The following is a 14,503-nucleotide window of genomic DNA, read 5'->3' as shown; positions in this document are numbered from 1 at the left end:
CGTTCTACATTAACAGTTATCAACCAACAATCTATTAACTTACATGAACTCAGAATAATTAAATACTTATGGCAAAAAACACCTTTACACCCGATTTGCTCGAACAACATTTCACCAAAAATGAATGGAAAAAAGGCACAAGGCTTTTTCAAGCGCAAGGCGTTAAAAATTGCGCGCTTGATGGTGAAACAATTCGCGGTGTAGTGTCAAGTGAACGCGCTAATCAGTCAAGTTACCTAACGCGGTTAGTGTTTGAGGGTAAATATGGCGATATTGGTAGTTATTGTGATTGTTACGTTGGCCGTAATTGTAAGCATGCTGCCGCGTTAGCACTATGCTATATTGTTGAACATTTTGATAAAAACAGTGTTGCCTCTCCCGAAAAATCCATTAGTAAATGGCTAAATAATTTTCAAGCGCAGCCAAGTAGATACCAGCCTAATACACAACAAAAGTCTTTACTGTATTTTTTAAAGCCTAACACTTATAACGATGACGATTTTTTAAGCGTAGAAATTAAATCAGCTAAACCCAAAAGTGATGGCAGTTGGAGCCAGTCGTTTAGTAATGAATTTTCTGCTAATGCCTTAATTAATAGTGCTTATGCCACTAACGAAGATGTGGCGGTACTTACCGAGCTTATTCGTACTAATCAGTTTGGCGATACCATTAAGTATTTTGATTTATTTGAACGTATTATAAAAACCAATCGTTGTTTTTGGCATAACAGTTACGATTTAAGTGAGCCTGTCACCTTAAGTGAGCCATTAGAGGCGCAGTGGCAATGGTTAGCGTTAGGTAATAACTTACACACGCTACAACTAGTATTAGCAAAGCCTTCAGCCAGTATTCAAATTATTAAAGCACAACCTTTATGCTTCTATGATGAGCAGAAAAACTGCTTTGGCGTCATTAATACCAATACCCAGTGTGACTTTGAAGCGGGTTTACTCAACTCTCCTATTTTTGAAGAAGACTCACTCCCTTGGGTGATGAATAAGTTGTCTATGTCGCTTGGCGATGCGGTGCAGCGTTTACCTAAACCTAAAACACAATTCTCGCAAGCGTTGTCAAAACCCGAGGTGCATTTACACTTCTCTACGCCAGTGGCCTCTAATCGACAAACGGGCTATGCGCGCGTGAATTTTTCTTATCAGGGTAATCTAGTTAATCCCTATGATGAGGGCGTGACTGTTACGCCAGCAATAGAGCATAACGAAGCAAGTCAAATAAAGCTTTATCGCGATTTGGCCTTTGAGCAAACCGTTATTGATAAACTTACCACGCTAAAATTTATCGCTCAGCCTAAACCTAAGCGTTACACTTATGCCACGCAAAGCGATGTTGACCGAGATAAAACACCAGAATTTGCCATGCTGATGCAGGGCAGTTTTTTATGGCATCGTTTTTTACATCAAGAAGTACAATCACTTCAAGCACTAGGCTGGCATATTAGCTTTGCCGATGATTTTTATTATAAAGCGCTCGCTACCGACAGTATTTTTGATGCTGAGGTAATGGAAACGGATGATCACGACTTTTTCTCTTTAGGGTTAAACTTAACCATTGATGGCAGAAAAATGCCGGCCTTCCCTATTTTGTTAAGCGCTATTGAACAATTACCCAAATCGGCGTTAACCGATAGCACTAAAGAGCAGCTTATTGCTGGCGACTCTCCTATTTATGTCGATTTAGGTAAAGGTGAGTTTATTGCCTTGCGCTATCAAAGCGTACGGCCAATATTAAAGCAATTTATTGAGCTGTTTATGCCCAATGCCTTAAATGAAGATGGCACGTTAAAGCTGTCGCGTTTTCAAGGTCACCAAACCTTATCTATGTTAGATGATCAAGGCATGATAGCCAAAGGTACCGATAAGTTAAGAGTACTGGCCGATAAGTTGAAAGACTTTCAAGAAGTCACTACCGTGCCCGTACCTGAAGGCTTAAACGCCACGTTACGTACTTACCAACATCAAGGGCTGAATTGGTTGCAGTTTTTACGCGAGTATCAATTAAACGGTATTTTGGCTGATGATATGGGCTTAGGTAAAACCATTCAAACCTTGGCACATTTGTTAATTGAAAAACAGCAAGGGCGCTTAACCAAACCAGTATTAATTGTTGCGCCCACTAGCGTTATTTTTAACTGGGCGAATGAAATAGATAAGTTTACGCCGCAATTGTCGTATCAAGTATTACATGGCAGTAAACGTAAAGAGCAGTTTGATTGCCTTGAAAGACCTGAACTACTTGAGAGTAAAGTAGATATTATTATTACTAGTTATGCCTTAATTACTAAAGATTTAGCGCATTATTGTGACCAAAGTTTTTACTATCTTATTCTTGATGAAGCGCATTATATAAAAAACACTAAAACCAAATTATACCAAGCGTTTTTAACACTAAAAGCGCAACATAAACTGTGCTTAACTGGTACGCCAATGGAAAACCACTTAGGTGAGTTTTGGGCGCAGTTTAACTTTTTACTACCTGGCTTTTTAGGCGGGCAACGACAATTTACCAAACTCTTTAGAACGCCAATAGAAAAGCACGGTGAGCTAGAGCGTAAGCAGTTATTAAACCAACGAATTAAGCCCTTTATTTTACGTAGAACCAAAGACAAAATAGCCACTGAGTTACCACCAAAAACAGAGATAATTCAAAAATTACGTATTGAAGGTAAGCAAGCTGAGCTTTATGAGTCGGTACGCTTAGCCATGGATACCCGTTTAAAAGATATTATTGCTGACAAAGGTTTAAAACGCAGTCAAATTGAAGTGTTAGATGCGTTATTAAAACTAAGACAAGTGTGTAACCACCCACAGTTATTATCACTTGAAGGCGCTCAAAAAGTAGAGCAATCGGCTAAGTTAGACTATTTAATGGAAACATTACCTGAGCAAATTGCTGAGGGCCGTAAAATACTGATATTTTCACAGTTCACCACCATGCTTGCTTTAATAGAGCTAGAGCTACTTGAAGCCGGTATTGGGTATGTGAAATTGACCGGTTCAACCACCAAAAGACAAGAAGTTGTCGATAAATTTCAGCGTGGTGAAGTACCGGTATTTTTAATTAGCTTACGCGCAGGTGGTGTGGGATTGAACTTAACCGCCGCCGATACGGTTATTCATTTTGACCCTTGGTGGAATCCCGCGGTAGAAAACCAAGCAACCGACAGGGCTTATCGCATTGGTCAAGACAAGCCGGTATTTGTTTATAAGTATATTATTGAAAATTCGATAGAAGAGAAAATTCAAAAAATACAGCAAAATAAAGCTGAATTAGCTAAAGCGTTATTGTCTGAAGAAGTCAGTGATAATAAGTTAAGTTTAACCGATGATATTCTAGGCTCGCTACTGTCACCGCTAAGTTAATGCTAAATTAATGAGTTTTAGACCTTAAAAACATAAAGATTTTGAACCACCAAGGACACAGAGGCTGCGCTCACCGAGAAGACAAAAAAATATTACCGTGATGGCCTAAAGGCCAACCTACAAAGACAGTGCAGACGGTTGTGGTATTTGTAGGTCGGGCTTTAGCCCGTCAAAATCTAGGTACTGAAACCGTCATGAATATGCATTACCACGCAGAGCGTGGGAACGAGGCTATTTAAACGTGTAAAGATTTTGAACCACCAAGGACACAGAGGCTGCGCTCACCGAGAAGACAAAAAAATATTACCGTGATGGCCTAAAGGCCAACCTACAAAGATAGTGCAGACGGTTGTGGTATTTGTAGGTCGGGCTTTAGCCCGTCAAAATCTAGGTACTGAAACCGTCATGAATATGCATTACCACGCAGAGCGTGGGAACGAGGCTATTTAAACGTGTAAAGATTTTGAACCACCAAGGACACAGAGGCTGCGCTCACCGAGAAGACAAAAAAATATTACCGTGATGGCCTAAAGGCCGACCTACAAAGACAGTGCAGACGGTTGTGGTATTTGTAGGTCGGGCTTTAGCCCGTCAAAATCTAGGTACTGAAACCGTCACCCTGAATTTATTTCAGGGTCAGCATGACGAAGAGCGTTGCGAGGGTTTTATTTGATCAGGTTAAGTATTTCTTTAAACTCGTCATTTCGACAATCTTGTACCAGTTCAAATAAACACATTTCTAAACCGGTTAGCTCAACGCCTTGATTAACCAATTTTGTGATGGCTAACTCTTTATTAGCCAGTGTGCGTGAAGACACACAGTCAGAGACTAATTGCACATTAAAGCCCATCGATTTTAGGCTTGACGCGGTTTGATACACACAAATATGCGCTTCAATACCACACACTAACCAAGTATCTATCTGACTGGCTTTAATCGCGGCTAAAAACTGCGCGTCGGCACAAGCATCAAAGGTAAACTTTGTTATCGGTGAACTTGCATGGGCAGCATCTTGTGAGTGGTCTCTAGAAAGTCGGTTAGAGCGAGTTGCCAGTATCGACGCCAATTCTTCAACCGTTGAGCCAATTTTATCCGGATTTTGCTCAAGCCATAATATGGGTAAGCCCAACGATTGCACACCTTTAATTAGCTTTTCACAGTTAGGAATTAACGTACTACTGTCATCTACCAAGCGTGCTAGCTTGCCTTGTATATCAACGACAATAAGACCCGTTTTTTCTTTTGTTAACATAAAATAGCTCCTTAAGTTTTAACTAAAAAATTTTAGCTTAAAAATTTTAACTCAAGACCACTCTACCCTTTTATTTACTAGGTGTCATGCTGTTAGGCATTAATACCGCAATAACCTGCGCGGTTGAGCAAACAACGTCATTCGCTGATAGTGTTATATCAACAACAATCTTTCTGTCTTTAACTTCACTAAAGCGACCGATAAGCGTTAACTCAACTCCCTGTGGTGTTGGCGCTAAAAAGTTAATGTTTAATGCGCCCGTTACAAAGCGCAATGGCGGCAAGGTGCCCATTTCACGCTTTTGCGCTAAAAAAGCCATCGCCGATGCACTGCCCGTACCATGACAATCAATTAATGAGGCCGTCATGCCGCCATAGACAAAACCCGGAATAGCGGTAAAAATATCAGAGGGAGTAAAACGCGCCACCGTAACACTGGCTAATAAATCATCTTCATCAATATGCTGCCAGTAACTTTTTAACTGATGGCCGTGAGGGTTATTTTTACCACAGCCATAACAATGGCTTAGTTCTTCAGGGTAACAATCTTGAAAAGCAGTATCGTTAATATTTTTCATCATAGTCCTTATCTATTTTATTATTTTTTGGTAGATGTTTTGTATCTGTTTGGGTCTGTATTTTTTGTTTCTGTCGTTTACGTTGGTCGCTTTAGCGCTAACGAGTTAGCCAGTTAACCTAACCAATAGGTCGTAAATCATCAATCACTTTACCATCATCCGCTAGTGTGCCTATGGCAACTAACTCAACCACTCCACTTAGCTTGGTTATTTTTTTCAAGCTATCGCTAATACGCGCAACTTCACTGGCAATATCTGCTTGCGTGAACCCCTTACTATTTAACTCCGCTTGTAAATGCATTTGATCATTGTAATTAGTTTGTGTAACCGACAAGCGCATTTTTATAATATGGGGATGTGCTTGCCTTACCTGCTCTACTTGCTCTGCATGAACAAACATTCCTTTAATTTTAGTGGTTTGGTCAGCGCGGCCTAACCAACCTTTAATGCGCATATTGGTTCTACCACAAGGACTGCTGCCAGGCTGAAGCGCCGATAAATCGCCCGTAGCAAAACGAATAAGTGGGTAATCTACATTAAAACTAGTGACCACCACCTCACCTATTTCACCTTCATTAACCGGCTCTAAGGTACCAGGTCGAAGAATTTCTACCAATAAATCTTCAGCAATAATAAGGCCTTCATCAGGGTGAGATTCAAAGCCTATAAGGCCAACATCAGCGCTGGCATAAGCTTGTAACACCTGAATACCCGCAGCATCAAACTCTGCTCTTAAGCCTTTAGGTAATGCTTCTCCGGTGACCAGTGCTTTGCTGATACTGCTTATGTCTCTTTTTTCAGCGTGCGCTTTATCTAACAGAATTTTTAAAAATGATGGCGTGCCACTATAACCTTGCGGTTTTAAATGCTCAATAACATCAAGTTGTTGCTCAGTTTGCCCTGGTCCCGCGGGAATAACCACACAACCGCACGCCCTAGCGCCTGAATCAAGAATAAAGCCGCCTGGGGTTAAGTGATACGACAAGCAGTTTTGTACCACATCGCCAGCTGTAAAACCTGCGGCATAAAATGCTTGCCCCATACGCCACCAATCATCGCTGGTATTTTCAGGGTCGTAAATAGGCCCAGGTGATTGAAAAATTCTCCCTATGTTAGCCGCTTTAGCATTTAAACCACCTAAAGGCGCGTTGTTACTTTGTATCTTCATTAAGTCAGCTTTTCGGGTAACTGGTAGTTGTGCTAATAGTTGTCGACTGGTAATTTTGTCAGCATCAATATGTTTTAATGTTTCGCTATAATGCTGACATTCTTGTTTAGCATAAGTAATAAAAGCGGGTAAACGTGCTAACAAAGACTGTTCACGTAGCTCTGCGCTTTGGCATTCTTTTTCGTAATAATATTTTTTCATGGGGACTCGATAATTAAAAATTATGTTATTGATAAATAAAACAAAATCTGATGGGCTAAAGCCCAACCTACATACCTACATACCTACATCTACGTCATACTGACCCTGAAATAAATTCAGGGTGACGATCTTATGTAGGTCGGCCTTGAGGCCGTCAAATTTCTACACTGCAATAATGACAAAAGCTGATGGGCTAAAGCCCAACCTACATCTACATCTACGTCATACTGACCCTGAAATAAATTCAGGGTGACGATCTTATGTAGATCGGCCTTGAGGCCGTCAAATTTCTACACTGCAATAATGACAAAAGCTGATGGGCTAAAGCCCAACCGACATACCTACATCTACGTCATACTGACCCTGAAATAAATTCAGGGTGACGATCTTATGTAGGTCGGCCTTGAGGCCGTCAAATTTCTTCACTGCAATAATGACAAAAGCTGATGGGCTAAAGCCCAACCTACATACCTACATCTACGTCATACTGACCCTGAAATAAATTCAGGGTGACGATCTTATGTAGGTCGGCCTTGAGGCCGTCAAATGTATCCGCTGCAATAATGACAAAAGCTGATGGGCTAAAGCCCAACCTACGAAAAAATATTATGTGCTTTTCAGCAAGCCGCCAGTTCGTTTGAGTTTTAGAAGTTCGATAACAAAATCAAGTGAAATGGCCATCTATTGAAATGCACAAACTTATAACCAACGTTTACGGCGTTTATACGATTTTAAGTTTTTAAAACTTTTACGCTCTTCGTTGCCACCACCTAAGTAAAACTCTTTAACATCTTCATTATTGAGTAACTGTTCTTGCGTGCCATCAAGCACTATTTTTCCCGATTCCATAATATAACCATAGTCCGCGGCTTTAATGGCGTAATTGGCATTTTGCTCAACAAGTAGCATGGTAATACCTTGGTCTTGGTTGATCTTTTTAATAATACCAAACACTTCTTTGACTAATAACGGTGACAAGCCCATTGAGGGTTCGTCTAAACAAATCATTTTAGGACGCGCCATTAATGCTCTACCTATAGCAAGCATTTGTTGCTCACCGCCCGATAAATACCCGGCTAAACCGGTACGTTCTTTTAAGCGCGGAAAGTAATTAAAAACCATTTCCAAATCTTGATTTATTTGTGAGTCATTACGGGTGTAAGCGCCCAGCTTTAGATTTTCAATTGAGGTCATGTCTTCAATAATACGTCGACCTTCCATAACCTGAAACAGTCCACTGCGTACCACATCTTCAGCATTTTTTTTATCAATGCGCTCGCCCATAAAGGTAATGTCACCTTTGGTCACTTCACCATATTCACTACGCAACAAACCTGAAATAGCTTTTAATGTGGTTGATTTACCTGCGCCATTAGGGCCAAGTAAAGTGACCACCTCTCCTTCGGGTACGTCTAAAGACACACCACGAAGTACTTGAATAACTTCGTCATACACCACTTCAATATTGTTAACCGATAACATAGGTGAAGCTGTTTGAATTTTTACTGCCGCCTGTGACATAACTAAATACTCCGTTGAAATTTATATCTGCTTATTAGCACTACAGCGGCGACAATGCCGCCACTGTATTAATAACAAGAATTAATAACCTAACCAGTCATCACGACGCTTCAGCGTTACTTCTGATACTTTGTCAATTTTAATATCGCCCTCGTTATAGTTACCTTTATAAATATTAATTTGGTTGATACCGCGATGATCTTCAACAGTCCAGTTCGCCGCTAAACAAACACCTTCTAACCCTTTAGGTACCCAGTTTTTATGCACGTACATGCCTTTTTTAATGTTTTCACCGGTAATGCCGCCATTTTCTTTAGCCCACTCCATTGCTTCTTTCATAAAATAGGTTGAACAAACACCACGAATGTAATGATGAACGCGCTCTTCTTCGCCTGAGCTATCTGACATTTTTGAAATTTCGTGGACAAGTTTCATGCCAGGGACATCGTCATTCCAAAATGGGGTCATGGTTGGGAAAATATAATCTTTAATACCCTCACCAGCCGCCTGAAATACGTCTTTATCGCCGCCCCAAATGTTTGACATAAATTGAATATCAACACCGACGGTATTACACGATTTAACTAACGATTGTACTGAGCCACCTAAGTTACCAATATAACCGTAGTTTGACTCTGAGCTTTTAATACTTAAACATTGTGCTTTAAAATCACCGGGTTTCATTGAAATAACTACCGGTGGTAACACGTTAAAACCTAACTCTTGGGCATATTCAGCACAGGCTTCTTTAGGGGCATTAGGGAAAGGATGATTAGCACCTATATGAGTAAATTTAGGCTTGCCTTGACCGCCTTTGTTTTTCCAGTCTTCTGCGGCCCATTGCACTAAGCCACGACAGGCATCAGAGTAAGATGCACCATAAAAAAAGTTATAAGGCGCTGGCTTTTTGGTATGGGGGTTTTTACCGGTAGGGTCTGTTAAATGTCCTGAATAAGAGGCAGAGAAAACCGGTGTTTTGTCACGCGCTACAAACGAGATTAACGCTTCGGTATCGGCAGTGCCCCAACCTTGCATTGCTACCATGTTGTTGCGTGATTTCCATTTTTTATAAGCGGCAATGGCTTGGGGTACTTTATAGGCGTAATCGATTGTTTCAGATTCAAGCTTAGTGCCGTTAATGCCGCCATGGGCATTGATATAAGCAAGGGAGTCACGAACACCATTGGCATAGTTTTTTCCTACAAACGCGGTAGGACCTGACATGTCGGCTAAGTGGCCGACAAAAACAGAGTCTTGTGCTTGTACATGGCTAGTAAAACTTAACGCTATACAGGTAGTAATTGAACTTAGTAATAATTTTTTATGTTTAATGCTATTCATTTGAACATTCCTCAATTTTTATGTAGTACCCATGTAAATAACTGGGTAGCTGTATTATTTTTATGTTTATGTTCTTGTTGCAGTTACCTAGCATTATGCTGAGTAACTGCGCTTTATTCACCGTTCATTTACTAAACACTTTAATTAACGTATTTTTTATTAAAGGGCTTAGTAAGCAAATGGGTAGAATTTCCAATAATTTTTTATTTGTGTCCAACGATGTGACAAGCCTTCTGGTTCAAAAATTAAGAAACAGATAATCACCACGCCAATGGCCATTTCTTTGATATAAGCTAAGCCATCAACCACCATAGGAATATTACCCCAATCCGTCATTTTCATTAGCCCTACACCACTGGCTAACACTTCAGGTAAAAACACCATAAAGATAACGCCCATTAAGGTGCCTTTTATTGACCCTAAGCCACCAATGATGATCATCGCTAAAAACTGAATAGACATCATAATAGTGAAACCTTCAGCCGATACATAACCTAAGTAATGGGCATATAGCGCGCCACCAATACCGGCATAAAAAGACGAAATACCAAAAGAAAGTAAACGGTATTTATTGAGTTTAACGCCCATAATTTCAGCCGATAAGTAATGATCTCGCACGGCAATAAAGGCACGACCATCGCGACTGCGCATCAAATTACAACCCCAAATAAACATAAATACTAAGGCAAATAGCGCCACGTAGTAAAAGCTTTGGTCGGTATTAAAATCAAAACCAAATAAGCTTACTGGGTTGGCCATTGACCCTGAGGCACCACCTGAAAACCACTCTGCACGAGCAAAAAAATCTTCAATAATAAATTGCGAGGCTAAGGTTGCGATAGCTAAATACAAGCCTTTAATACGAGCAGCTGGCGCACCAAACATCATGCCAACCCCCATGGTTAAAAAGCCTGCTAGCGGAATACAAAGCAGCACAGGAATATTAAAGCTGGTGTTTAGCCAAGCCGAAGCGAAAGCGCCAAAGCCAAAGAAAGCACCATGACCTAACGATATTTGCCCGGTATAACCCACTAAAATATTTAAGCCAAGCGCAGCAATACCTAAGTATGAGATTTGAATAAGCAGGGTAATAAAATAGCCATCAACAAGCATAGGCGCAAAGCACAGCGCAATGATGGTAAAAATAGTTACCCAACGAATAGTTTTTGTTTCAAAAATTGTATTATCTTGTTTGTAGCTAGTACGAAAGTCTCCGCACGGACGCATTGATAAACTAGACATAAGTCACTCCTAATAATTGTTCGTTTTATCTGTGTTGTAGGTTGGGCTTTCGCCCATCAGTTTTGCTTATTGACGGCATAACGCTCGATCGACAAGTACCGACCTACAAGTAAACATGTCATGCTATATGCGCTCAATGTCTTTAGTGCCAAATAAGCCGTACGGTTTGAACCAAAGAATAATTAACAGCACGTAAAATGGTGCAATGTCGTACATGTTGCCGATGTGTAGGTATTGGCTATCAAAAAACTCAGCAACGTTCTCTAAGACACCGATAATAATACCGCCAACAATAGCGCCAACAATGGAGTCTAAGCCGCCAAGGATTACCGCTGGGAATACTTTAATCCCCATAATAGACAGTGAATCTGATACCCCATTAACCATACCTAACACTATGCCTGCGGTTGCTGAAACAGTAGCCGCAATACCCCAACTCATCGCAAAAACATGCTTAACGGATATGCCTAAACTTTGCGACACTTGTTGGTCAAAAGCAGTCGCTCTCATGGCTAAACCGTGTTTAGAGTGTTTAAAGAATAAGTAGAACGCGACCATAATGATTAACGCAATCACGGTACTCATTAAGTAGGCCATTTCTATATTTAACCCTAAGAGGCTAATGGATTGATCATCAAATACTTGCGGGTAGCTTTGAGGTGACACACCAAATATCCATTTCATTAACGCTTGGAAGAAAATAGACAGACCGATAGTGACCATGATCACTGAGATAATGGGCTCACCAATCATTGGACGTAGTACTATCATTTGCAAAAGCACGCCAAAACCTGCCATAAACACCAGTGACAAGATGAAACCTAGAAAGAATGGCAGTTCTAAGTAAATAAGTGATGCCCAACAAACCCAAGCGCCAATAAGCAAAAACTCACCTTGAGCGAAGTTAACGATTTGTGTTGATTTATAAACCAACACAAAACACATACCAATAACACCGTATAACAAACCAACAATGAGGCCATTGATAATTAATTGCGTTAAGAGTTCAAAATTCATGATGCTTTCCTCTGATGTTGATTACTGGTTGATGAATAACTATCACCGTTAGTTTCAGCATTACCCTCAATGACAGTAGCCACTTTAAGTTGTGTTTGAATACGTGAGCTGCCACCGTCTTGGAAGGTGATCACGGTATCAATATCAACCATAGGTTGGTTGTCATAAATAGAGTCAATAATGTCACCATACTTATCAGCAATAACCGTACGTCGTACTTTACGGGTACGGGTTAATTCGCCGTCATCGGCATCAAGCTCTTTGTAAAGTAAAATGAATTTATTGATTTTTTGTGCATCAGGTAAGGTCGCATTCACTTTTTCAACTTCTTCAGTGAGCTTGTCATACACTTGTGGCAACGCTGACAAACTGGTGTAGTTAGTAAAGCCGTAACCTTGTTGCTCTGCCCACTTAGAAACAATGGAAAAACGAATACAAATAATGGCGCTTAAGTAAGGTTTGTCTTTACCTAAAATAACGGCTTCACCAATAAAAGATGAGAATTTCAATTTGTTTTCAATGTACTGTGGTGAGTACTGCACACCATTACTGGTTTTGGCTAAATCTTTAATGCGGTCAATAATGACCAAATGTCCTGAGGGCTTAAAATACCCGGCATCACCCGTGTGCATCCAACCATCAATAACATCTTCATCATAGGCAGCTTGATTATCTAAATAGCCAGTAAACATACCGACTGTTTTAGCAATAACCTCTCCAACGCCAGCTTTATCAGTATTAATGACTTTGACTTCAGCGCTATCAAAAGCAACGCCAACACTGTCGTAATCAACATCATTTTCATTATGTACTGTGTATGCGCCACATAACTCGGTTTGACCATAAAGTTGTCGCAGTGGTACACCTATCGTTTGAAAGAACCTAAACGTATCGGGTCCCATTGCTGCCCCACCCGTGGCTGCTGATTTTAAATTAGTAAAACCTAACCTATCTTTTAAGGCGTTCATCAGTAAAAAATTGGCAAAGGTTGAGCGTTTTCCTTCTAGTTGAGCTTTTTCAGCAATGGCAAAAGCATAATCAAATAACTTTTGTTTTAGTGGCGTTGAGTCCATCATGCGAGCTTTAACGTCGGCTAAAATGCCTTCCCATACGCGTGGCGCAAGTAACACAAAGTTGGGACCTATTTCGCGTAAATCGGCCATTAAGGTTTCTTGACCTTCAACAAAGTTTACTATTTGACGGGCAATTAACGCTTGGCCAACGGCGTACACTTGCTCCATGATCCATGGCAGTGGTAATACCGACACATAGTTATCGCCTGCCTGGCGAGGATCAGCACGTAAGTAAGAGCTACAGTGCTTAACAAAATTTCCCCCCGCTAAAAAGGCTATTTTAGGCTTTGACGTAGTGCCGGAGGTAGTACAGTAAATAGCGGTTTCATCGGCATGCGTAGCGTCAACATAATGGTTGTATAAATCAGGCGATGCTTTTTCTATTGCTTGGCCTTGCTTATATATATCTTCAATACTAATTAAGCGTTTATCGTCATATTTACGCATACCGCGTGGGTCGCAATAAACAATAATTTTTACCGTATCAATGTCTTCACCTAGCTCAAGCAATTTATCGCATTGCTCTTCATCTTCAGCAATAACCACAGTGGCATTACTTTTATTGAGTAAATAAACCACTTCTTCATGTAACGAGTCTTGGAAAATGCCAATGGAGTAACACCCCATTGCATGCGCAGCAACTTCACCCCACACCCATTCAGGTCGGTTATCACCTAATAAAGCAATTGCGTCTTTTTGGTTTACCCCAAGCTTAACTAATGCCAGTGATAACCATTTAACGCGGTTGTTATAGTCTTGCCAGGTAAACTCATTCCAAATACCAAACTCTTTTTCACGCATGGCAATATCGTTAGGCCAGTTATTGGCGTTATGCCTGAGAATTTTGGGGAAGGTGTCAAGCGCACCCATTTCATAATCTTTTGTTACTGCTTGTAAGTTAGCCATTAGCTCGCCTCCCGCTGTTGTTCGCTATTGATTTCTTCATCTTCGATACCAAGATAAGCACGTTTCACATGGGGATCAGCCATCACTTCATCAGGTAAACCAGACATGAGTTTTTTACCAAAATCGAGCACCATCACTTGATGTGAAATATCCATAACAACGCCCATGTCATGCTCAATCATTACCACGGTAATGCCAAACTCTTCATTTAAGTCGAGGATATAACGCGCCATATCTTCTTTTTCTTCTAAATTCATCCCCGCCATTGGCTCATCAAGCAGAATTAATTCCGGTTTTAATGCCATGGCACGTGCGAGTTCAACGCGTTTACGTAACCCGTATGACAAGGTGCCTGCAACCGATTTTCTGATGTGAGATATTTCTAAAAAATCAATAATTTCTTCAACATAACGACGGTGAGCAAGCTCTTCTTTTTGTGCATTTGATGCCCAATACAAAGGACCTGTTAACCAGTTATTGTTCAGTAGGTGATGACGACCAACCATGATGTTGTCTAGTACCGACATGTGACCAAATAAGGCTAAATTTTGAAAGGTACGTCCCATACCAAGATCAGCTCTGTCGTTAGGACGTAAATTAGTGACATTTTTATTATTAAAAATAACGTTGCCAGAATTAGGTTGATAACGCCCAGAAATGCAATTAAGCATGGAGGTTTTACCAGCACCGTTAGGCCCGATAATAGAAAATACAGAGCCACGGGGAACTTCAAAGCTAACGTCAGTTAAAGCTTTTACGCCACCGAACGCTAATGAAACATGCTCTACTTTGAGTATTGACTCAGTCATACTCACACTCCTAAATTA

Annotated in this window: 10 protein-coding genes; 1 reads left to right on the top strand and 9 read right to left on the bottom strand. The window is 40.6% G+C overall.

The window, feature by feature from the left end:
• Positions 1–68 precede the first annotated feature (68 nt).
• Entirely contained in the window at positions 69–3,377 is a 3,309-nt protein-coding gene (locus FCS21_RS04500; RefSeq protein WP_138620820.1) for a DEAD/DEAH box helicase, read from the top strand.
• 665 nt (positions 3,378–4,042) lie between these two features.
• Here FCS21_RS04500 and FCS21_RS04495 read toward each other — a convergent pair.
• The 9 genes from FCS21_RS04495 to FCS21_RS04455 form a co-directional block, all read right to left on the bottom strand.
• Positions 4,043–4,630, bottom strand: coding sequence for an isochorismatase family protein (locus FCS21_RS04495; protein ID WP_138620818.1), 588 nt, complete (start codon positions 4,628–4,630; stop codon positions 4,043–4,045).
• Between the two features lie 70 nt (positions 4,631–4,700).
• Positions 4,701–5,210: a PaaI family thioesterase gene (locus FCS21_RS04490; RefSeq protein WP_306461457.1), complete on the bottom strand. Its 510-nt coding sequence runs from the start codon at positions 5,208–5,210 to the stop codon at positions 4,701–4,703.
• Between the two features lie 115 nt (positions 5,211–5,325).
• Entirely contained in the window at positions 5,326–6,576 is a 1,251-nt protein-coding gene (locus FCS21_RS04485; protein WP_138620816.1) for a phenylacetate--CoA ligase family protein, read from the bottom strand.
• A 699-nt stretch (positions 6,577–7,275) separates the two neighbouring features.
• Positions 7,276–8,097: an ABC transporter ATP-binding protein gene (locus tag FCS21_RS04480; protein ID WP_138620814.1), complete on the bottom strand. Its 822-nt coding sequence runs from the start codon at positions 8,095–8,097 to the stop codon at positions 7,276–7,278.
• An 81-nt stretch (positions 8,098–8,178) separates the two neighbouring features.
• Positions 8,179–9,438, bottom strand: coding sequence for an ABC transporter substrate-binding protein (locus tag FCS21_RS04475; RefSeq protein ID WP_138620812.1), 1,260 nt, complete (start codon positions 9,436–9,438; stop codon positions 8,179–8,181).
• Positions 9,439–9,606: 168 nt separating this feature from the next.
• The gene (locus FCS21_RS04470; protein WP_138620810.1) at positions 9,607–10,680 is read right to left on the bottom strand and encodes a branched-chain amino acid ABC transporter permease; all 1,074 of its coding nucleotides are present in this window, start codon (positions 10,678–10,680) and stop codon (positions 9,607–9,609) included.
• 123 nt (positions 10,681–10,803) lie between these two features.
• Positions 10,804–11,697: a branched-chain amino acid ABC transporter permease gene (locus tag FCS21_RS04465; RefSeq protein ID WP_138620808.1), complete on the bottom strand. Its 894-nt coding sequence runs from the start codon at positions 11,695–11,697 to the stop codon at positions 10,804–10,806.
• Complete coding sequence (locus tag FCS21_RS04460; RefSeq protein ID WP_138620806.1) at positions 11,694–13,676, bottom strand: long-chain fatty acid--CoA ligase; 1,983 nt, start codon at positions 13,674–13,676, stop codon at positions 11,694–11,696. Before FCS21_RS04460 ends, FCS21_RS04465 begins: the two co-directional genes overlap by 4 nt.
• The gene (locus FCS21_RS04455; RefSeq protein ID WP_138620804.1) at positions 13,676–14,485 is read right to left on the bottom strand and encodes an ABC transporter ATP-binding protein; all 810 of its coding nucleotides are present in this window, start codon (positions 14,483–14,485) and stop codon (positions 13,676–13,678) included. The genes FCS21_RS04460 and FCS21_RS04455 overlap by 1 nt, the downstream gene beginning before the upstream one ends.
• Positions 14,486–14,503 lie beyond the last annotated feature (18 nt).

This window comes from Colwellia ponticola (genome assembly GCF_005885605.1).
GTDB lineage: Bacteria > Pseudomonadota > Gammaproteobacteria > Enterobacterales > Alteromonadaceae > Colwellia > Colwellia ponticola.
Note: the sequence above shows the minus strand (reverse complement) of the source record. Positions and strands in the feature narration are given on the sequence as shown.